The organism is Collinsella sp. LCP19S3_C9, assembly GCF_052121575.1.
Taxonomy (GTDB): domain Bacteria; phylum Actinomycetota; class Coriobacteriia; order Coriobacteriales; family Coriobacteriaceae; genus Collinsella.
On the sequence record NZ_JBQKDZ010000009.1, the window covers coordinates 41,823 to 62,289 of the forward strand.

At 60.7% G+C, this 20,467-nt stretch carries 17 protein-coding genes; 11 read left to right on the plus strand and 6 right to left on the minus strand.

Annotated elements, in window-relative coordinates:
* The first annotated feature begins 1 nt into the window (after window position 1).
* From ACTQXI_RS05620 to ACTQXI_RS05650, 7 genes are all read left to right on the plus strand, one after another.
* Entirely contained in the window at window positions 2-838 is an 837-nt protein-coding gene (locus tag ACTQXI_RS05620) for a transketolase (RefSeq protein ID WP_427718096.1), read from the plus strand.
* A complete protein-coding gene (locus tag ACTQXI_RS05625; RefSeq protein WP_427718099.1) occupies window positions 831-1,769 on the plus strand; it encodes a transketolase family protein in 939 nt (312 codons plus the stop codon). The genes ACTQXI_RS05620 and ACTQXI_RS05625 overlap by 8 nt, the downstream gene beginning before the upstream one ends.
* A 170-nt stretch (window positions 1,770-1,939) precedes the next feature.
* Complete coding sequence (locus ACTQXI_RS05630) at window positions 1,940-3,427, plus strand: FGGY family carbohydrate kinase (protein WP_441048960.1); 1,488 nt, start codon at window positions 1,940-1,942, stop codon at window positions 3,425-3,427.
* A 96-nt stretch (window positions 3,428-3,523) separates the two neighbouring features.
* Window positions 3,524-4,150, plus strand: a complete 627-nt coding sequence (locus ACTQXI_RS05635) for a YczE/YyaS/YitT family protein (protein WP_294121706.1) — start codon at window positions 3,524-3,526, stop codon at window positions 4,148-4,150.
* A gap of 5 nt (window positions 4,151-4,155) precedes the next feature.
* Window positions 4,156-5,115, plus strand: coding sequence for an ROK family protein (locus ACTQXI_RS05640; protein WP_441548413.1), 960 nt, complete (start codon window positions 4,156-4,158; stop codon window positions 5,113-5,115).
* Window positions 5,116-5,386: 271 nt separating this feature from the next.
* A complete protein-coding gene (locus ACTQXI_RS05645) occupies window positions 5,387-5,875 on the plus strand; it encodes an S-ribosylhomocysteine lyase (protein WP_118652431.1) in 489 nt (162 codons plus the stop codon).
* 144 nt (window positions 5,876-6,019) lie between these two features.
* Complete coding sequence (locus ACTQXI_RS05650; protein WP_346963377.1) at window positions 6,020-6,664, plus strand: DUF4867 family protein; 645 nt, start codon at window positions 6,020-6,022, stop codon at window positions 6,662-6,664.
* Window positions 6,665-6,859: 195 nt separating this feature from the next.
* On the opposite strand, the gene ACTQXI_RS05655 is transcribed toward ACTQXI_RS05650, so the two are convergent.
* On the minus strand, window positions 6,860-7,966 hold the full coding sequence (locus ACTQXI_RS05655) for an ATP-binding protein (RefSeq protein ID WP_441048959.1): 1,107 nt from the start codon (window positions 7,964-7,966) through the stop codon (window positions 6,860-6,862).
* 464 nt (window positions 7,967-8,430) lie between these two features.
* On the opposite strand from ACTQXI_RS05655, the gene ACTQXI_RS05660 reads away from it, so the two are divergent.
* From ACTQXI_RS05660 to ACTQXI_RS05675, 4 genes are all read left to right on the plus strand, one after another.
* Window positions 8,431-9,861, plus strand: a complete 1,431-nt coding sequence (locus ACTQXI_RS05660) for a 6-phospho-beta-glucosidase (RefSeq protein WP_441048958.1) — start codon at window positions 8,431-8,433, stop codon at window positions 9,859-9,861.
* 226 nt (window positions 9,862-10,087) lie between these two features.
* Complete coding sequence (locus ACTQXI_RS05665; RefSeq protein WP_441048957.1) at window positions 10,088-11,887, plus strand: histidine kinase N-terminal 7TM domain-containing protein; 1,800 nt, start codon at window positions 10,088-10,090, stop codon at window positions 11,885-11,887.
* Window positions 11,884-13,383 (plus strand): sensor histidine kinase, encoded by a 1,500-nt coding sequence (locus ACTQXI_RS05670; RefSeq protein ID WP_441048956.1) that lies wholly within the window; start codon window positions 11,884-11,886, stop codon window positions 13,381-13,383. The genes ACTQXI_RS05665 and ACTQXI_RS05670 overlap by 4 nt, the downstream gene beginning before the upstream one ends.
* Window positions 13,380-14,003: a response regulator transcription factor gene (locus tag ACTQXI_RS05675; RefSeq protein WP_441048955.1), complete on the plus strand. Its 624-nt coding sequence runs from the start codon at window positions 13,380-13,382 to the stop codon at window positions 14,001-14,003. Before ACTQXI_RS05670 ends, ACTQXI_RS05675 begins: the two co-directional genes overlap by 4 nt.
* Window positions 14,004-14,195: 192 nt before the next feature.
* On the opposite strand, the gene ACTQXI_RS05680 is transcribed toward ACTQXI_RS05675, so the two are convergent.
* The 5 genes from ACTQXI_RS05680 to ACTQXI_RS05700 all read right to left on the minus strand — a co-directional run bounded on the left by ACTQXI_RS05680 (window position 14,196) and on the right by ACTQXI_RS05700 (window position 20,214).
* Window positions 14,196-15,038: a hypothetical protein gene (locus ACTQXI_RS05680; RefSeq protein ID WP_427727291.1), complete on the minus strand. Its 843-nt coding sequence runs from the start codon at window positions 15,036-15,038 to the stop codon at window positions 14,196-14,198.
* An 81-nt stretch (window positions 15,039-15,119) separates the two neighbouring features.
* Window positions 15,120-16,361 carry an SPFH domain-containing protein gene (locus ACTQXI_RS05685; RefSeq protein WP_427795573.1) on the minus strand — a complete coding sequence of 414 codons (1,242 nt, stop codon included), beginning with the start codon at window positions 16,359-16,361 and terminating at the stop codon, window positions 15,120-15,122.
* Window positions 16,362-16,409: 48 nt separating this feature from the next.
* Window positions 16,410-17,732 (minus strand): hypothetical protein, encoded by a 1,323-nt coding sequence (locus tag ACTQXI_RS05690; protein WP_441048954.1) that lies wholly within the window; start codon window positions 17,730-17,732, stop codon window positions 16,410-16,412.
* Between the two features lie 24 nt (window positions 17,733-17,756).
* Window positions 17,757-18,494, minus strand: a complete 738-nt coding sequence (locus ACTQXI_RS05695) for a DUF4428 domain-containing protein (RefSeq protein WP_441048953.1) — start codon at window positions 18,492-18,494, stop codon at window positions 17,757-17,759.
* A gap of 208 nt (window positions 18,495-18,702) precedes the next feature.
* Entirely contained in the window at window positions 18,703-20,214 is a 1,512-nt protein-coding gene (locus tag ACTQXI_RS05700; protein ID WP_441048952.1) for a nucleoside hydrolase-like domain-containing protein, read from the minus strand.
* Window positions 20,215-20,467 lie beyond the last annotated feature (253 nt).

Genomic DNA, 20,467 nt, shown 5'->3' on the forward strand with positions numbered 1-20,467 from the left:
AATGGCAACTATCGAAGAGCTTGAGTCCCTGCGTTGGGACCTTCGCCGCGATTGCGTCGATATCATCATGGCTGGCGCTGGCGGCCACATCGGCGGTGACATGTCGGTGATCGACGCCCTCATGACCCTCTATGCCAACCACCTCAACATTTCACCCGAGACCGTCGACGATCCCAACCGCGACCGCTTCGTGCTCTCCAAGGGCCACGCCATGGAAGCCTACTACGCGGTGCTCTGCCACGAGGGCTATCTTGACCTCGATGACGTCAAGGCCCGCTTCTCCAAGTTCGGCAGCCCCTACATCGGCCACCCCAACAACAAGCTCAAGGGCATCGAGATGAACTCGGGCTCGCTGGGTCACGGCCTGCCGGTGGCCGTGGGCATGGCGCTCGCCGGCAAGATGGACGGCCGCGACTACCGCGTCTACACCATCATGGGCGACGGGGAACTTGCCGAGGGATCGGTCTGGGAGGGCGCCATGAGCGGCGGCAACTACCAGCTCGATAACCTGTGCGCACTCGTGGACCGCAACCGCCTGCAGATCAGCGGCAGTACCGAGGATGTTATGAAGCAGGACTCGCAGGAGGAGCGCTGGGCCGCCTTCGGTTGGAACGTGCTCTCCATTCCGGGCAACGACGTCCGGGCCATCGACGCCGCGCTGACGCTTGCGGCCGAGACCTGCGGCAAGCCCACGGTCATCATCCTCAATACGGTGAAGGGCTATGGCTCGCCTGTTATGGAGGACAAGGCCGCCTGGCACCATCACCTGCCCAACGATGAGGAATATGCCCAGATCATCGCCGATTTCGCTGCCCATAAGGAGGCCGTCAATGGCTAACAAGATCGCCAATCGCAAGGTTATCTGCGACACGCTGCTCGAGGCCGCGAAGACCGATAAGGACATCGTCGTCCTATGCTCCGACTCCCGCGGCTCCGCATCGCTCACGCCGTTCTTTGATCAGTATCCCCAACAGTCCGTCGAGGTCGGCATTGCCGAGCAGGACCTGGTGAGCATCGCCGCCGGCATGGCTTCGTGCGGAAAGAAGGCCTGGGCCGCCTCGCCGGCGTCCTTTGTGACCACGCGCTCGTATGAGCAGTGCAAGGTTGATGTCTCGTACTCCAACACCAACGTCAAGCTCATCGGCATCTCGGGCGGCGTGTCCTACGGCGCCCTGGGTATGAGCCACCACTCCGCGCAGGATATCGCCGCTATGAGTGCGATTCCCAACATGCGCGTGTATCTGCCGAGCGACCGCTTCCAGACCGCCGAGCTCGTGCGGGCCCTGGTCGCCGACAACAAGCCGGCCTACATTCGCGTGGGCCGCAACCCGGTCGAGGACGTGTATACAGAGGACGAGTGCCCGTTCCAGATGGATCGCGCCACCTGGGTGCGTCGCGGCACCGATGTGACGCTCGTCGCCACCGGCGAGATGGTCCGCCATGCCGTGGACGCTGCCGACCTGCTGGCCGAGCAGGGCATCTCGGCAACGGTGCTCGACATGTATTGCGTCAAGCCGCTTGACGCCGAGGCCGTGATTGAGGCTGCCGGTGCCACGCGCGCCGTCGTGACGGTCGAGGAGCACAGCCCCTTCGGCGGCCTGGGTTCTATGGTCGCGCAGGTGGTGGGCGAGCATTGCCCGCGTCCGGTCAAGTGCCTCTCCCTGCCCGACGCACCGGTCATCACCGGCACGAGCCCCGAGGTCTTCGCACACTACGGCCTGACGGGTGCCGGAATTGCACAGACCGTCGCCGAGTTCCTCGGCAACTAGTAGATACAGACGCTGCGCGGCCGCCAAGCACCGCACCTTGCCGTTCAAACCGTCGCTTGCGTACGCAAAGTACGCGGCGCTCCTCTTTCACGGCAATCTGCGGCACTTGACGGCCGCTCGCTCCTTGTCCGCCAGTCGTCTTTGATTTGGCGGAAGGAATGGGAGAGTACATGAGCAAATACATCATCGGAATCGATCAATCCACGCAGGGCACCAAGGCACTGCTGGTGGACGAGGGCGGCCATTTGATTCATCGTGCCGATCGCTCGCATCGCCAGATTGTCAACGAGGCCGGTTGGGTGAGCCATGATCCGGTCGAGATCGCCGCCAACGTGTTGGCCGTGGCGCGTGCCGTGGTGGAAGAGACCGGGGTCGACCCTGCCGACATCGCCGGCATCGGCATCTCCAACCAGCGCGAGACCACCGTTGCCTGGAACCGCGCGACGGGCGAGCCGCTGTGCGACGCCGTAGTGTGGCAGTGCGCCCGCGCCCGCGAGCTGTGCGACAAGCTGGACGCGCGCGAGGGTGTGGCCGAGCTGGTGCGCGACACGACGGGCCTGGTGCTCTCGCCCTACTACCCGGCGGGCAAGATGGCTTGGATCATCGCGAACGTTCCCGCTGCTGCCGAGGCTGCCGCGGCAGGCGAGCTGTGTCTGGGCACCATCGATGCCTGGGTGGTCTGGACGCTCACGGGCGGCGCGGAGTTTCGCTGCGACTGGTCCAACGCCAGCCGCACGCAGCTCTTTGACCTGCGCCGTGGCTGCTGGAGCGAGCCGGTGTGCGAGGCCTTTGGCGTCGACGTGGCCTGCCTGCCGCAGGTGACCGATTCCGATGGCCTGTTCGGCATGACGGACCTGGGCGGCTTTTTGCCGGCACCCGTGCCCATTCACGGCGTGCTGGGCGACAGCCACGCGGCCTTGTTTGCGCAGGGCTGCCACAGCCGCGGTATGGCCAAGGCGACCTATGGCACCGGCAGCTCGGTCATGATGAACGTCGGCGACGAGTTCGTTGCCAGCTCGCACGGGCTTTCGAGCTCGCTCGCATGGCGTATGGACGGCGTGACCGAGTACGTGCTCGAGGGCAACGTGAGCTACGCCGGCGCCGTCAAGACGTGGCTGCGCGACGATCTGGAACTCATCAATAACCCCGAGGAAGTTACCGATCTGTGCTACGCCGCCAATCCGGCGAGCCGCGTCTACTTTGTGCCGGCGTTTACCGGTTTGGGCGCGCCGCACTGGGCGAGTGACGCCGAGGGCTGCGTCTTTGGCATGACGCGCACCACGGGTCGCGCGGAGTTCGTGAAGGCCGCCGACGAGTCGATCGCCTATCAGATCTTTGACGTGATCGATGCGATGGTCGAGGATTCGGGTGCAACGTTGGCCGAGCTTCGTGTTGACGGCGGTCCCACGCGCGACGCGTACCTGATGCAGTTTGAGAGTGACTTGGTTGGCTCGCCCATCCGCATCGCGAGCAACGACGAGATGAGCGGCCTGGGTGCGGCCTGGGCCTGCGGCATCGCGCTGGGCATGTACACGCGCGATGTCGTCGATGTCTACGGCGAGCGCGGCATCGTGGAGCCGTCGATGCCCGCTGACGAACGCGCCAGAAAGATCGCCGGCTGGCGCCATGCCGTCGAGGCGACGATTGCGTACGAGTGACGCCTTGGGGCGATGTTACGGAGCGCTATTCGTGCCGATAGGTGAAGATGCGAACGAGAGAGTGATGTGATGCGGTAGAGTCCAACGCGTCGAATGATGGTCTACGTATGTGGGATTCTATTCCTGAGCTGCGGCGTTGTAATGAATGCACGCACGGGGCTTGGTGTAGCGCCCATGAGTACGGTGCCGTACCTGATGTATATCATCGAGGGTTTGAGCCTCGGTACGGCATCGTTTATCGTGTATTGCGTATTCGTGGTTGCCCAGCTTCTCCTGGTGCGCTACCCGGATGTCAAGATTCTCTTGCAGATACCCGTCAGTCTGCTGTTTAGCGTTTTCATCGACGTGCTGGATATCTGGCTGTTTCCATTTACCGCAACGGGACTCATCGATGGCCTGGTCATGCTGGTCATCGCCGTATCGTTCACAGCGCTCGGCGTGACGCCGATCGTCTCCGCGCGGCTCGTTCCCGTTGCGCCCGACGGCATGGTGCAGACGCTCTCCCAGGTGTTTCACTGTGAATTTGGTAAGGCGAAGTATTTCTTTGACGGGAGCTGTGTGGGCATCTCACTGGTCTACGGGCTTGTGCGTACGGGTGCTGCGGTGGGCATCGGTATCGGCACCGTAGCCGCCGCGCTCCTGGCGGGCGGTATCTGCACGTTTTGGGGTCGTCTGCTCAACCGCAGGCTCATGGCCTTTATGGAAGAGCCTGCGAGCATGTAGACGCATTGAGCGAGAGGGGAGCGGCCATGAGGCAGCTGTTTGGAATTGATATCGGCGGAACGAGCGTCAAATGGGCGATTGTGAATGAGAACTACGAGTTTGGTGACCGTGGTTCGATTCCGACGGCGTTCGTCTCGGCCGATCAGCTGGTCGACGCGCTCGCGGCACTCGTAGGGCCGTATCGCGGACAGGTTGTAGGCGTGGGCATCTCGGCCCCAGGTGGCATCTTCGGTTACGAGGTCGATCCAGACGGGACGATCCATCGCGGTGGTGCGCTGCCGTACATGGACGGGTTTCCGCTTGGCCGAGCGCTGCGCGAACGGCTGGGGCTGCCCGTGACCGTTGTCAACGACGGCAAAAGCTGTGCGCTTGGCGAGTACGCTGCCGGCGCGTTGCGCGGCGTGGACGTGGGTTGCGTGGCGGTAATCGGTACGGGCATCGGCGGAGGCATCGTGGTTGACGGCCGGGTGCTGACAGGTGCGGGCGGCTTCGCGGGCGAGTTCAGCTTCCTGTCCAACAACGTAAGCGAACCGCTTGATCATCGTGATACGTTCGCGACTTCGAGCGGATGGCACGGCCTGCAGAATCTCGTGGCAGTCGAACTTGGCATTTCGGATGAAGCTGAACTGGAGGCCCTCGATGGCCGACGGATCTTCGAGCTACTGGAGCATGGGAGCGCGTCCGAAGTCGCCGCCGTGCAGCGCGGATTGGATGCCTATGCTGAGCTGTTTGATCGTGTGCTTGTGAATCTGCAGTGCGTCATCGACCCGGCAGTCTTCGCGATTGGTGGTGGCATCAGCTGCCATCCCGCGCTGTTCGAGGCGCTCGACCGTAAGATGGATGACGTCATGGCGCACTACACTGGTTTTCTGAAAGATATGCCTCGTCCGCACGTGGTCCCGGCGCAGCTGGGTAACGACGCCAATATCTACGGTGCCGTCGCAACTTGTTTGCAGGTGCTGTAAGTGCAGGCCATCTATTGGTCTGGTGGCGATTCCAGTCGCTGCCGGGTTTTTGGCTGTTGAGCTGCTCGCACGCTCTGCATTGCGGACGACGCAGCATCAATAGGTGAGGGGTCAGAAAACTAGATGCTGAACGGTCGATATTATCGGCTGCGCGGCGCCCCGTCCCAAAGTAGTCATTTGGGACGGGGCTTTTTTGACTGCTATCATGGGTGGGATTGTTGCGACCAGCTAAAAGAGCCCTGTCCCAAATTGACTACCGAGAGGATCTGCCATGGAGCGCATCGCGAGTTTTTCCGTTGACCATCTGCTGCTTGAGCCCGGCGTGTATGTGAGCCGCGTCGACCGCGATCCGGCGACCGGTGCCGCCGTCACCACCTTTGACCTGCGCTTGACCACGCCCAACAAAGAACCGGTTATGAACACGGCCGAGTGCCACACCATCGAGCATCTGGGCGCGACGTTCCTTCGCAACCATGCCGAGTGGTCGAGCCGTATTGTCTACTTTGGCCCTATGGGCTGCCGCACGGGCTTTTACCTGGTTGTGTTTGGCGAGGTGACGAGTGAGGAGATCTTGCCGCTCGTGCGCGAGTTGTTCGAGTTTGTTGCTGGCTTCGAGGGCGATGTCCCCGGTGCCGCTCCCGAAGAGTGCGGTAACTACCTGGACCAGAATCTCCCTATGGCAAATTGGCTCGCGCGTCGCTATCTCGACCGCGATCTGATCGATATCGATGAGGCACACCTGCACTATCAGCAGGCGTAAAGGTTTCGTCGCTCAAAATGAGTTCACTGGGCGCCTTCGCTTATGCGGGGGTGCCTTTTTGTTGAGCGGACATGGCGGACGTTTAAAACCGCGCGTGATTGTTCTAGAATGTTCGTAATATCACACAAACGAACAGGAGCGAACATGCATATCTACTCTGTTACCGACCCCGAATTCAAACCCTATGGCCGCGTGTGGGATGACGTCCCGTCCAGCCTGACCGCCCCGCTCGTCGAGGCGCTCTCCGCAACGCCCATCCCCGAGGGCAGCAAGTACGTGGCCTCCGCGCCTGAGCTGGAGCAGGTCGAGGGCGCCGATGCGCTCGGCCTGCTCATGTATGGCGGCCGTCCGTTCCAGCTGGGCTGGTGCAACGGCCACAACACGAAGCTCAACTGCTTGGAGTATCACCGCGCGAGCGAGTTCAACCTGGGTGCTCGCGACTTTATTCTGCTGCTCGCCAAGCGTGAGCAGATTGTCGACGGCAAGCTCGACACCGCGCAGGTCAAGGCGTTCCGCGCGCCCGCCGGCACGCTCGTCGAGGTCTACGCCACCACGTTGCACTACACGCCGTGCATGGTCGACGACGGTGGCTTCCAGGTGATGGTTGCGCTGCCCGCCGGCACCAACGGTCCGCGCCCCGAGGCTGCGGCCGACATGCCCGCGGCCGGTGATAGCTACTGCTACTGGAAGGCCGACAAGTGGGTTCTCTGCCACGCAGATAGTCCCAAGGCTGCCGAGGGCGGCTACGTAGGTCTCGTCGGCAAGAACCTCGACATCACCGTGGACTAGGGTCTTCCGTCTCAATCTGTAACAGTTGGCGCGCTAAATCGTCTCTATCTGTTACAGATCAAGACGAACCACGGAGGCCGCCCGAACAATCTCAATCTGTAACGCCAAGCCCGGTTTTGACGGCCTAACTGTTACAGATCGAGACAAGCGGGCCCAACCCACCACAAAGGTGCCTGTCCCCATTGTGGTGGCTGTCTAGAGCTGGCTGCGCAGATAGTCAGCCATATATGGAACAGCGAAACGCACGTAACCGCGGCGTGCCTGTTCGATAACGCCGACGTCGATGAGGCGTCGGCGATACTTTTGGGCATAGTCGGGTGTGACTGACATGCGCTCGGCCACATTGGAGATGCGCGACACGCCGTCTTTGTCATCAGTCATTGCGTCGAGAAACGCGACGTCTTGGTCCGATAGCGCGGCGAGCGTCGTTTCACAAACATCGTTTTCGAAATCGGCCTTTGACGCTTCGATAGCTCCGTCGACTTGCTCTGGCGTTACGTATTCTCCTGCCTGGCAGCGATTGGCGATGTTGTAGCCGATGAGCTGCAGCATATAGGGCGATCCTTGGGTTGCACGAGCGGCACGGAGGCGAAGATCGCCTGGAATATCAAGGTCGAGCTCTTCGAAAGCCCGCTGATAATAGGCATCGACATCTCCGACTGAAAGCGGTTCGAGCGTGACTTTGCGTGCGCGGTTGAGAAATGTCAGTACGCGGTCGTTGAGTGTCGCGGAGACTGCTCCCGGGAGGCCCGCCATGACGAGCGCGACGTTGAGTCCCTCGCCGACCAGCTCTTGATAGGCGGTGACGAGCTGTCTGATCTCGGGTGAATTTGCCTGGAGCTCGTCGATGAGGATGAGGATGCCGTGTCCCTGCTCGGTTAACTTGCGTGCCAACTGCGTGAGTTTGAACTGGAAACTCTTAGTTTCCTGTACGTCGCGCGTAAACTCGAGGCCGGCTGAGAAACCGAAGACGCTCAAACTGCCACCTGTAAGTTTGGGGAGACGATGCTTGTTGGCGTAAGGCTCGCCCGCTTCCTGGATTTTCTCAACAATGCGCTCGAGCATATCCTCGGAGGCTACGGTGGGCGTGGCGACAACAAAGCCGAGCTTGCGGGCGCGATCGGCAAGTTCCCACAACAGAACCGTTTTGCCGCTGCCTCGCTGGCCGAGCATGAGCATGGCTCGGTCTCGATTGCCCGGCTCCTGCTCAAGGCCGGAGATGAATGTCGAAATCACGCTCCCGCGTCCCACCAGATAGGACGGGCGATTTCCAAATGAGGGGGAGAAGATGGTTTCAGTCATAAGTCTCCTTTCCTTTTTTTCCTATTTTTTCCTTTTTTTCCTATTCAGTCAAATGAGTTGCTGAGCGAAGGCGGCTAAGTAGGTCTCATCGGCAAAAACCTCGACATCGCCTGCGACTAGAATCTTCTGTCTCGATCTGTAACATCTAGCGGGCTAAATCGTCTCTACCTGTTACAGATTTAGACAAACTGCAAGGGACTGGCCGAACAATCTCAATCTGTAACACCTGGCCCGGTTTTGGCGGCCTACCTGTTACAGATCGAGACAAATCGCCCCAAACCGCCACAAAGGCGCCTGTCCCCTTGGTGGTGAATTGGGCAGGCGGGTATCAAAAAGTGTCAGGCGGGGTGGCTGCCGGGCGCCTGCACGCGAAAAGAAGTATCGGCCTGTGCCACCGCCGTTGAGCGACGCGTTGTTTGCAGGGATACTGAGCCTATGACAACAGCGTGCGAAAGGATTGATACATGGCTTTCCGTAATGACTTCCTGTGGGGCGGCGCAACGGCTGCCAACCAGTGCGAGGGTGCCTACGACGTGGACGGCCGCGGCCTGGCCAACGTGGACGTGGCTCCGCACGGCCCCGAGCGCTATGCGGTGGTCTCCGGCCAGCGTAAAATGCTCGACTTCGAGGACGGCTATTACTATCCCGCGCAGACCGGCATCGATTTCTATCACCACTACAAAGAGGACATCGCTCTCTTTGCCGAGATGGGCTTTAAGACCTTCCGTATGAGCCTGGCTTGGACCCGCATCTTCCCCAACGGCGACGAGACCGAGCCCAACGAGGCTGGCCTGGCCTTCTACGAGGAAGTATTCCGCGAGTGTCAGGCGCACGGCATCGAGCCGCTCGTGACCATCACGCACTTCGATTGCCCGATTCACCTCATCAAGGAGTACGGCGGCTGGCGAAACCGCAAGCTCATCGACTTCTACAAGAACCTCGCGACCACGATCTTTACCCGCTACAAGGGGCTGGTGAAGTACTGGCTCACCTTCAACGAGATCAATATGATCTTGCACCTGCCGTTTATGGGTGCCGGTCTGGTCTTTGAGGAGGGCGAGAACAAGGAGGCCGTCGAGTACCTGGCCGCCCACAACGAGCTCGTCGCCAGCGCTTGGGCAACCAAGATCGCCCACGAGATCGACCCCGAGATCAAGATCGGCTGCATGCTCGCCGCGGGTAGCTACTACCCCTACAGCTGCCGTCCGGGCGACGTGCGCCAGGCGCAGCTCGATAACCAGGACAACTACTTCTTCGTCGACGTCCAGAGCCGCGGCTACTACCCGGCATATGCCGTCAAGAAGCTCGAGCGTCTAGGCATCGATGTGGGCATGACGGACGAGGACCGCGAGATCCTGGCCGCTAACACCGTCGACTTCATCAGCTTTAGCTATTACAGCACCCGCTGCTCTGCCGGTGCCGATAACCCCGATGTCGAGCGCACCCAGGGTAACGCCTTCGCCGGCGCCAAGAACCCCTACCTGCAGGAGAGCCAGTGGGGCTGGGCCATCGATCCTCTGGGCTTCCGCATCACCCTCAACGACCTGTACGACCGTTATCAGAAGCCGCTGTTTGTGGTCGAGAACGGTCTGGGCGCCAAGGATGTTGTCGAGGAGGATGGCTCCATCAACGACGACTACCGTATCGACTACCTGCGCCAGCATATCGCCGCGATGCGCGATGCGGTGACCGAGGACGGCGTTGACCTGCTGGGCTACACCACCTGGGGCCCGATCGACCTGGTGTCTGCCGGCACGGGTGAGATGTCCAAGCGCTACGGCTTTATCTATGTGGACCGCGACGACGCCGGCAACGGTACCCTCAAGCGTTCCAAAAAGAAGAGCTTCGACTGGTACAAGAAGGTTATTGCTTCTAATGGTGAGGACCTGTCCTAAGGAAGCTGAGACACTCAACTTCATAGCCTTCTAACCAAGGCGCCCGGCGAGTAGTTATTGCTCGCCGGGCGCCTTGCCGTCTGCGGATTTTGGGACATGCGGCCCGCTTTTTGGGCCCGCCTGTCGGTACACTAAAGGGACTATGAGTACCCGCGAGCGACATATCGGCCACGCGGCCGCCCGGACCGCTCCGGTTGCGGATCCCAGGGGCGGCAGGCTCTTCGCCATGCCGCGATTCCTTGTTGGCATAACGCATCAGGTGTACCGTCACCGCGTCTTTGCTATCGCCGGCGCCATCACCGCGCTGTTCCTCATGCTTTTGGCGATCTTGCCGGTGCTGTTCGCCTTCGACCCCAAACTTTCTAACGCCGTGCCCGCCTATAGCGAGGTGTCCGAAGAGGTCGTGGATGGGCTCACCCATTCGAGCCCTCTCCCGCTGCTTGTCGCCGCAATTGTATTTTCGATTTGGGGCGTGTTGGTCTATCTGCGTTGTTTGGACTATGTGTTGCGCCGCCGCCTTGTTGCCATCGCCACCATCTGTGCCCTGTGGATGATCGAGGTCATTCTCAAGTACAAGTCGTACACGCCGTTCTATGCCACCTTGCTGTGGTACCTGTACTACGTGCCCATGACGCTCATTCCGCTGCTCTACCAGCTCTGCGGCCTGCGCCTTGCGGGCCTGGAGCAACGCCGCCTGGGTCGCCGCTACCGTGCTGCGCTGTGGATTGTGGCCATCCTGCTTATCGGATTTGTGCTCACCAACGATTTTCACCAGCAGGTCTTCCGCTTTGACCGTACAAGCGACACCTGGAGCAACGATTACACGTACGGCCGGGGTTATTTCGCCTTCCTCGTGTGGACGGCCTTTAACTTCGTGGCCTTTTTTATCCTGGTTGGTCGGTCCTCGTCCTTTCGCATCCAACGTTTCTCGGGCACGGCGGCGCTCGTGCTGCTGGGCGGCGCATTCTTTGGCATCTCATATGCTCTGCGCGTGCCCTGGGCATGGAGGCTCAACTTTTCGCTCGTCTATTGCATCCTGTGCGTGGTGGCGATGGAAATCTGTCTCGATTGCGGTGTCATTCCGTCGTACCACGATATCGCCGGCATCTTCGACACCTTGCCGCTTGACCTCAAAGTTCTAACGCGCGACCTGCAGGAGGTCTATGCCACGCCGGTGTCAAAGCCAATGCCGGTAGGCGTGCGCGAGGGGTTGCGGACCCAGGAGCACGGCCGCGCCCATGCCTTTACCGTGGCGTCCGATCCCGATGTGATGTATCGTGCTTTTCCGCTGCTGGGGGGATCGGCCCTGCTTGCCCAAGACGTATCGGAGCTCAACGAGCTCAATCGCGAACTGGCACATCGTCGCATGGAGCTGCAACGCCAAAACGAGCTGCTTGCCGCCGACTACGACCTTAAGACACATTTGGCAGATCAAGAGGCCGAGACCTTGCTAGTCCAAGACGTGGACCAGGCGCTTGCCCGCGCGCTCGAAGAGATGTACGACTTGTTGAGCTCGCTGCCGCCGTTGACTGACGAGGAATCTTCGCGCGAGCGTTACCGCATGCTGCAGCGCGCCAAGATGCTCGTTGCCTATTGCAAACGGAAGGGGTCGCTCACGTTGGCACAGCACGGGGAGAGCGGTTTTGACCGCGACCGCATTCAGCTCATTGCCAACGAGCTCGCAAGCGACCTGCGCACGATCGATGTCGATTGCGCCTCGATTATTGCCATACGGCGCCCGATGCACGCCAGTACGGTAAGCGCGCTGTACGACTGCGTGTATGACTTTGCGTTTTTTGCCTACACCACCGATCATCCGGCACTTATGTATCACTTGGGCGACCATGACCGATGCAGCGTCGAGCTGCGCGCCACACTTTTTTCCAACGATGATGAAGATCTTTCGCAGACGCCCGCTGCGCAAGAGCTCGAAAGCGCTTTGCAAGGGCGCAACGTGGCATACCGCCTTGAGGGCGAGTCCGGTCAGCTGCGCATGATCGTCTTGATGCCGAGGGCGGGTGAGTGACGATGCAGATTTCGCTCATCCTTCCCCAAATCGTTGCGCTCGATGTTGTCTTTGCCCTGGCTGCGTGTCTGCAGACGATCCACGTCCCGCTCATCGCATCGCGCCGCTCGTCCTATAACCGTAAGGTGATTTGCGCCTACGAGGCTAGTCTTGTGCTTCACCTGATGATTTCGGCGCTCATCTTGTTCACGTCGTCTGGCTCGTATCTGGTGGCGCCGCTTGACGTTTGCGCCAGGGCAATGGGCGGAGCGTTGTGGCTCAATGCCGCAATCTTTGCCTATGGCGTGGTACTTATGGTGCACTATCGTCGTCCCGTCATGCTGGTCGAGCTGCTGCTTGTTGTCGCCGTTACACCACCGGTGGTTTTTGCCATGGGCTCGGCGTGGACCGTTGTCCTTATCGCAGAGGGAGCGTTCTTCCTGTTCCGTTCCATCGCGGCGCTCTTGATGGACGTCCGTAACCGCCAAGAGGATATCACCTTGTTCTCGACGATCGAGACCATCAACGTGATTCCCGTGGGCATCCTGTATCTAGACCCGAGGGGCCGTCCGCTGCTCATGAACCGCTGCATGCGCAAAAACCTCGTAGAGCTCCATATGCCCACCGACCTGGGCGACATGAGCAGCACATGGAACGACCTGCGCAAACTGAGCATGCAAATGCCCGAAAGCAGCGCTAATCGCGCCCATATCGACCTTGATCGCTTTGGTAGGGATCGCGCCGTGGTCGAGATCTCTCCTTCCGAGATTCGTCTGTTCGTGCGTGACTCCGTTACGGTCTCGAGCCGTCCGTTCGAGCGCGTCGTCGGCCTGGACGTGACGGAATACGCACACGCCTACGACCGTCTGGCGCAAGCCAACCACCTGCTTGAGCGTGCTGGCCAAGAGCTCCAGGCCCAGATTGAAGAAGCCAAAAAGGTTGCCGACAATGCGGCCTACCTACGTATGCGTGCCCGCGTTCACGATGTGATCGGCCAGCGCCTGTCCATTCTTCATCGCTATTTGGAGGAGGGACGTCTGGATGATGAGTCGCTCGAGCAGATTGACCCGTTGCTGCGCTCAATAGCCGCCGATTTGCGAAGTGGCGGTGCCAGCGAGCCTGCAGAGCAGCTGAGCGATATCGTCCACGCCTTTGGCTTGGTGAGTGTGCAGATCGATGTTGAGGGTGCGCTGCCTGAGGACGCGCGTGTCGCCGCCGCATTTTTGCAGATTATCCGCGAGGCCTCGACCAATGCTACCAGGCATGCGCAGGCGCATCAGGTCCACGTGCGCCTGTGGCAGGAGGGGACGAATGCTAGCGCCGTCGCGCGCATGACGATTTCTAACGACGGGTCCCCGGCCCCCGTATCGTATCGCGAGGGAACGGGTATCCCAGGTATGAGGCATGTCGCGCAAGATTTGGGCGGCGGCCTGGAAGTCCACGCCGCCCAGCCCTTTACGCTTGCGGTGTCCATCCCGCTGAGCCCCAACGCCACGGTCCAAAGGAGAAGTTCATGATCCGCGTGTTAATTGTCGAAGATCAGGCCATTCTGCGTGAAAGCCTGGCGCGCTCCATTGGCGACCAGCCCGATATGACCGTCGTCGCCGCGATCGCCGATGCCTCCGAGGCCTTGGGTGTCGCGCTCAAGGAGCGCCCGGACATGATATTGATGGACGTGTGCACCGAACACGATTCAAACGGCATCGTGGCGGCGGCGCGCATCAAGGAGCAGCTGCCCGAGTGCCGCGTCATCATCATGACAGGCATGCCCGAGATCACCTTTGTCGATCAGGCTCGCGAGGCGGGCGTCGATAGCTTTGTGTACAAGAACGTTGGTATCGACGAGCTGTTCGCCGTGATGCGCTCCACGCTGGCGGGCTACTGCACGTTTCCCAAGCCGCCCGAGAGCATTTTTTCGGGTACGGCGGCACTCGACGATGTCGAGCTGTCGATTTTGCGCCTTGCCTGCGAGGGCAAAAGCCGCCGCGAGATCGCGGCCGAGCTGTTTATGAGTGAGGGTACCATCAAGCGTCGCATCTCGGAGATTCTGAGCAAGACCGGCTACGACAACATCATGCGTCTTGCCGTGCGCGCGGTAACGGAGGGCAGCATCGTCCCCAACATGGAGCGCCCGTAATCGACGCGCTCGCCGTGTTCCGGCGCCGTAAAGATAGGCCGCCCGCCGTTTTGCATCAGAAAACGACGGTCGGCCTGCTTGTGCGGCTGTACTGTCGGCATAAAAACGACGGGGCCGCAGGATCAACTCCTGCGGCCCCGCCTGGCAAGTGCGCGGATGTGTCCGCCAATCCGTGGCTGATGTTACGTGCCGCTACGCGATGGTTGCGGTGTAGGAGGCGACGTCCTCGTAGGAATCGGTCAGATAGGCGTCGATGCCGATGGTCGTGTTGACCAGGTCGTCAAGGCTGTCAAGCTCGCCGCTCGAGAATGTGAATTCCTCGGTGGCGTTGGTGCCGGGCATCAGGTTAGCCGAGAACCAAGGTTCCTTCATGGTGCCGTTGACGTTGGTCTTGCCGGAGGGAGCGTAGAAGGTCAGGTCCTTGTCGCTCTTGTTGGTGATGTTGACGACAAAGCCGATGTCGCCCCATTCGTCCTTGAACTTCTCGGTGATGGTGATGGTGCACAGATCGTCATCGGCGACGGTGACGGCGGGGGAGATTTCGACGCTCTGGACGTCGTCGTCTTCGACGGCCTCATCGATCTCCTCTTCCTTCTCGGCCGCCTCGCGATCCTTTTTTAGCGTACCGGACAGATCCTTGTCGGACTTCGTAAAGATAAGCTTGTCGCCTTCCACCTCGAGGACGAGCTTGCCGTCCTTGAGTTTCATGTCCTGCGAATCGCCGTCGGCGGTGATGGTTGCAGTGGTGGCGTCCTTGGCCTCCCATTTCAGGTCGGCGACCTCAAGGAACATGTCGAGGACGCCCGTGCCGTCTTCGTCGAGGATCAGGATACAGTTGAGGCCCCACTCCTTGAGCATATCCATGTACTCATCGGTGAGCTCTTCGCCCTCCAGGGTTCCACCCGAGAGTTCCCAGCTGCCGACGAAGTTGGCCTTGGGGTCCTTGCCGCCGCCGCTGCAGCCCGTTAGGGCAAAGGCGAGCGCCAGGACGCATGTCAGGAATGCGAGTACGGACTTTTTGAACGTTGTCTTCATGGTGTCCTCCTTTATCGAACGAAACCCATAGAAGCAAATGCGGGGGTGGCGGACCTCCCCGCCAATTACCAGGTAGAGGGGCTAGGGCCTGGGCGTTCCGCAGTTGCTGCAGAACTTGCCGCCGTTTTCGCTGCCGCAGTTGGGGCAGAACCACTTGGTCGGTGCCGGGGCGGGTGCGGGACTGCCACACTCGGGGCAGAACTTGCCGGTGTTGGTGGCACCGCAACTGCAGGTCCACGTGCCGGCCGCGGGGGCAGCGGCAGGAGCTGGTGCGGGGGCGGGTGCCGGAGCCGGCTGTGGGGCGGCCTGCTGCTGTGCCTGGCCGGCGGCGAACAGCTGGCTGGCGTTCATGCCGCCCATGCCGCCCGCCATACCCATGCCCATAAAGCCGGCCATCGCGCCGTTGGGGTTGGCGGCTGCCGCGCGCATCGCATCGCTCTGGGCGCTGGCGATGTTGGCGGCTGCCATGGTGGGATCGCGCATGACCGCGGCCTTCTGCAGGTCCTTGATCATTTGCTCGTCTTCTTGCGAGGCGGCGATGGAGTTGACGCCAAAGCTCACGATCTCGACGCCGCGCAGGTCGCGCCAGTCGGCGGAGAGAACCTCGTTGAGCGCGCGGGCGAGCTCGGTGGTGTGGCCGGGGATAGCGCTGTAGCGGATGCCCATCTCCGAGATCTTGGCAAAGGCGGGTTGCAGAGCGGTGAGCAGCTCGGACTTAAGCTGGCTATCGATCTTATCGCGCGTGTAGCTATCGGTCACGTTGCCGCACACGTTGGTGTAGAACAGCAGCGGGTTGGTGATGCGGTACGAATACTCGCCGTTGCAGCGAACGGAGATGTCGACATCCAGGCCAATGTTGTTATCGACCACGCGGAAGGGCACAGGCGAGGCGGTGCCGTACTTGTTGCCGATGATCTCCTTGGTGTTGATGAAGTAGACACGCTGGTCCTTGCCCGCGTCGCCGCCAAAGGTAAAACGGCTGCCGATATTGGCGAACGTCTCCTTGATGGAGTCGCCCAGGTTGCCGCTAAAGACGCTCGGCTCGCTGCCGGTGTCAAAGACAAACTCGCCGGGCTCCAGCGCGACCTCGATGATCTTGCCGTTTTGCACCACGAGCATGCCCTGGCCGTCGTTGACGGCGATGACGGAGCCGTTGGAGATGACGTTGTCCTCGCCGCGCGTGTTGGAGCTGCGGCCGCCGGTGCGCTTGCTGCCCTTGCAGGCCAAGACGTCAGCGGGCATCGATTCGCAATAGATATATTCCTTCCACTGGTCGGCCATGACGCCGCCGGCAGCACCCAATCCAGCTTTCAAGAGTCCCATGGTGATCTTCCTTTCTCGTCAAAGGCCGGGTGGTATTGGTTAGAATGGCTAATCGTCCTTGTTGTCCTTCATGACAACGGTGGTCTCGGTGTGGCTGAAGGTGTCGTGCTTCTCGGTCAAGTCGAGCTCGCCGCAGTAGCAATCGGCGTGGGTGGCCTCGTTGGCCGTCTTGAGCTGGCCTACCAACAGCACGTCTCCGATGATTACGATGATCAGCGGTGCGACGATGTTGATGAGGATGCCCTCGATATCAAAGGTGAGGTAGTCCGGATCGAAGGCGTTCTCGCCCATAAAGAGAATCTGGGAGAGGACAAACCCGATTACAAAGAACAGCACCGAGGCGATGGCGAGCTTGGGCTTGGAGCAGGGAAGCTCGCCGACCATGCGGCCGGTTTGGCCGTTCATGGCAAACAGGTAACTCTTGCCGTTCCACGAGGTGGAAAGCATCCACACGGGGAACAGGGCATAATCGTTTTCTTCCCAGGTGTAGTCGAGCTGCTTGCTTTCGACTGTGGCGTCGTCATATTCGTCGACGACGGTCTCGCGCAGGGCCGAAATCGTACTTTCTTCCATACGACGCTCGGCGCGCGCCTTGCAGGTCTCGCAATCCTCATCGTAGCGGTTGGCGATGTAGCCGGGCATATACGCGACCGAGAACGGGCGCAGCGCGTCGTAGTCAAACGGCTCGATGGCATCCATATGGCCGTCGGGCATCTTGGACGATCCGTCGACGGGCACGCGCTCAAACGAGATTTTGCCCTTACGGTAGGCGTCGTAGTGGTCGGTGGTCGTGACAGTGCGGTCGGATTCCTCGGTCACGGTCTCGTTGGTCGCATCGAAGTACACTTCGCCATCCACGCGGGCGCCGTAGAGCCAAAACGGCACGTAAACGCCTTGGACCTCGTCGATGTGGTTGCCGGTGACAAAGCTCTTGGGCAGCAGGATTTTGCCCTTGTAGTGCTCTTTGAGTGCTGCCATAACATCATCGCGCCCGAGCTTAAACGGAATCACCAGGTCGGGTGAGAAGTCGCCCGAGAGCTGGCCGGGCGCCACGGCGGAGTTGCCGCAGTATGGGCAGGTGGTAACGGCGACGGTGCCGTCCGAGACCAGCTCGGCGCCGCACGACGAGCAGATGTAGCCGGCGTTTTGGGCCAGATCCTGCACGGCATCGTCGACAGCAGGTTTGGGGGCCGCGGCTGCGGCATCGGCTTTGGCATCTGCCTTGTCCTGGCGCTCGCGATAGAGGGCCTCGACTTCTTCGACTTCAAAACGCGAATCGCAGTAGTCGCAGACAAGCTTTTGTTCGGCACTGGCAAAGTGAAGGGGGCCGCCACACGCGGGGCACTGATAGTTGACACTCTCGAAGGCCATGATCGGTCCTTTCCGTGCCGGAGGCTATGCGCCGATGGCGCCGCCGCAGTATTCGCAGCGTCCACTGGCATCGGGAATGGTGGTTGCACCGCAGAAGGGGCAGGTGACCGCGGTCTTGGGGGCCTTGGCGGCCACGACGCTGTCGCGTGCCTCCTGACGCAGCTGTACCAGCGCATCGCGGACTTCGGTTGCCTGGCGCTTGGCCTCGCGATATTCGATGGAGCCACGCTGATCGATGGTGGAGTCGTTCACGCGCAGGTTGATCTCGGTAAAGTACGGCGTGTTGACGTGGATGGTCAGGTTAAAGTCGTAATCCAGGTCGTAGCGCGGCGGGTTGTAGCTCTCGCGCTCGCCGTCCTTGGTCTCGCGATAGATCTCGGTGCGATGCTCGTCGATATCCATATCGCAGCCGAGTACCTGTGAGAACTCGATGATGTCGGGATTGGCGTCGCGCCAGCGGCTCTGCGAAGTGATGATCAGCAGACCCGCGTCTTCGTCGAGCATGATGTTGGTGCGCCCGGCAGAGAGTGTGCGCGTGGGGTTGAACGAGGCCAGGCGCTCGGCGTTGGCCTCGCGGTAGGCGAGTTGCTCGCGGATATCGTCCGCGGTGCTGGAGCGCCAACCACTAAAGAAGGGGGAGAGCTTGCCTGCGCACTCTTTGCACAGGTAGCCTTCGTTGATCTTGGTCTTTCCCAAAATCCCCAGTTCGGTACCGCAAATCGCGCACTCTTTCTTCTCGAACATCTTGTCAAAGAAGCCCATGGCTGCCTCCCATCAACAGGTAGCGTGTGTCACTTTTGATGATGGGTGAGCGCGCGATCTTTCACGATACCCAGACGGCTCAAGGAGTCTCCACAACTGGGACACATGGCCCATTTTCGGCCACTCATTGGGGACGTACTTAAATGAGTGGCAGCTGGGGACAGTCCATGCCGAATGTGGCGGCTGCCGAATGTGGGCGCCGTCCCTGCTATGCCACGGTCACGGCAACCTGGGCGTAGCGGCTGCAGGGGCGCTCGGCGCGCGTCTGCACGGTAAGGGTGAGCACGAAGCGGTCGCCGGGCTGCGCGTCGGCGGGCACGATAAAAGCGGTGCTCACCGTGCATTCCTGCCACAGCGAAAGATCCTGCGTGCCTGCATAGCTCGACGGGTCCACGGCGACATCCCAATGTGCATCAAAGCCCTTGCCGTCGGGGTCGACGACGGTCGCTGCAAGGGTGACGTGCTCGCCGGCTGTAGCGCTGCGGTCGGCCGTGACCTCGACAACATGTGTCGGATGCGAACAAGCTGCCGGATCATGGGCGCACCATTGCGCGCGGGCGGCAAAGTCTTCCTGATAGGCGCGCAGGTAGGGATTGGGGTTGCCGTCTACGGGCGTGCCGATGGCGGCAAAACCGGCGGGTGCGTCCGTATCGGGATGTCCATCAAGAAACATGCGGCCGAGCAGTGTGTCGAAGCCGCGGTCGTCGATGCCGCGCAGGCCAAACGGCAGCAGCGGAATATAGGTCATGCTGTCGCCTTCGGCCATAAAGTCGCCGCGCTCAAACTGCATCGCGGGCATGCCTTCTAGACCCCAATCCAGACGGGCATGCTTGCCAAACTGAAAGCGCTCGGGCTCATTTTCGTAGACCTTGCCGTCGCCATAGAGCATGTAGCGTGCCATGAGGGGGCCGTTACCCTGCGTGAGATTCTGCTCAGGCCAAGGTGCCTTAAACAGCGGCAACGTATCGGGTTGAGCCATCTTGGCATCGACATAGCCGCCATACATATAGGGCACACACCAAAAGATGAGCTCGGGAAAGAGCTCGCGTCCATGGTCGAGCCATGAGTTGTCCTGCCCCACGCCATCGGCAACGCCCATCACGCGCACCTTCTGATAGACCCGCTGCTGCACGGCAGGCCATTCGGGCGTGGCGCGATAACGCTCGGCAATACTCATGAGGGCGCGAACGATGGTGTTCATGCCACCCCAGCTGAGCAGCCATAACGTACGCGGATCATCATCCAAGATTGCCTGCGCAATTACACGAGATCCCTCAGTTTCCTCAGTCACATCACCCTCAAAGGCAACATTTCCCACAAAGGTGCGCTCGATCATCTGGGCGGGCGTGGGAAACGGCGGCTCACCGGCAGCGCCCGCATTCGCCTGCAACTGCGGCCAAGCCTGGGCATATTCATTACTCCAGAGACTCTCAATCCAATGCTCGGGAAACGGACGATACTCACGAAGCTCGCCGGCCAGCGGATCGGGCTCATGAGGCACAACATCCCACTCATAAGAGCGACGCCCTTTGGTCCGCCAATGCGAATTCACCTCGCCCAGCGTATGAACCCCATCCCCAAGAAAGTGATACTGCGAAGCCGTGTACACCACAGCCTGAACATCAAGCACATTAAGATACAGAGCCAAATGAACGAGCGAGTTCATATCGTCGACTTCCATATCGGTAGTAACAATCACCCGAGTTAACTCTTGGGACATAGGAACAGCTCCAATCAAAATCAATTCAGCCAGTTACGCGCAAGGCAAGACGGGACCCGGTCCCCATCGCCGCCGACCCGGCGTGCTGCCGGAAGCGGCCGGCCAGGGCCAACGACAATGGCAACGCAGCGGGGGCCGGGTGTTAGTTTTGCAAACATTCCGCAGGGGGCATGGGAAGGCGCAGCGCGAAGCGCAAAGCGCCGCCCCATGCATGCCCGAGGACGTTTGCAAAACTAACATCCGGTCCCCGCGC

Coding starts and splice junctions, on each gene's coding strand:
- ACTQXI_RS05620 (WP_427718096.1), top strand. CDS start 2: ATGGCAACTATCGAAGAGCTTGAGTCCCTGCGTTGGGACCTTCGCCGC.
- ACTQXI_RS05625 (WP_427718099.1), top strand. CDS start 831: ATGGCTAACAAGATCGCCAATCGCAAGGTTATCTGCGACACGCTGCTC.
- ACTQXI_RS05630 (WP_441048960.1), top strand. CDS start 1,940: ATGAGCAAATACATCATCGGAATCGATCAATCCACGCAGGGCACCAAG.
- ACTQXI_RS05635 (WP_294121706.1), top strand. CDS start 3,524: ATGGTCTACGTATGTGGGATTCTATTCCTGAGCTGCGGCGTTGTAATG.
- ACTQXI_RS05645 (WP_118652431.1), top strand. CDS start 5,387: ATGGAGCGCATCGCGAGTTTTTCCGTTGACCATCTGCTGCTTGAGCCC.
- ACTQXI_RS05650 (WP_346963377.1), top strand. CDS start 6,020: ATGCATATCTACTCTGTTACCGACCCCGAATTCAAACCCTATGGCCGC.
- ACTQXI_RS05655 (WP_441048959.1), bottom strand. CDS start 7,966: ATGACTGAAACCATCTTCTCCCCCTCATTTGGAAATCGCCCGTCCTAT.
- ACTQXI_RS05660 (WP_441048958.1), top strand. CDS start 8,431: ATGGCTTTCCGTAATGACTTCCTGTGGGGCGGCGCAACGGCTGCCAAC.
- ACTQXI_RS05665 (WP_441048957.1), top strand. CDS start 10,088: ATGCCGCGATTCCTTGTTGGCATAACGCATCAGGTGTACCGTCACCGC.
- ACTQXI_RS05675 (WP_441048955.1), top strand. CDS start 13,380: ATGATCCGCGTGTTAATTGTCGAAGATCAGGCCATTCTGCGTGAAAGC.
- ACTQXI_RS05680 (WP_427727291.1), bottom strand. CDS start 15,038: ATGAAGACAACGTTCAAAAAGTCCGTACTCGCATTCCTGACATGCGTC.
- ACTQXI_RS05685 (WP_427795573.1), bottom strand. CDS start 16,361: ATGGGACTCTTGAAAGCTGGATTGGGTGCTGCCGGCGGCGTCATGGCC.
- ACTQXI_RS05690 (WP_441048954.1), bottom strand. CDS start 17,732: ATGGCCTTCGAGAGTGTCAACTATCAGTGCCCCGCGTGTGGCGGCCCC.
- ACTQXI_RS05695 (WP_441048953.1), bottom strand. CDS start 18,494: ATGGGCTTCTTTGACAAGATGTTCGAGAAGAAAGAGTGCGCGATTTGC.
- ACTQXI_RS05700 (WP_441048952.1), bottom strand. CDS start 20,214: ATGTCCCAAGAGTTAACTCGGGTGATTGTTACTACCGATATGGAAGTC.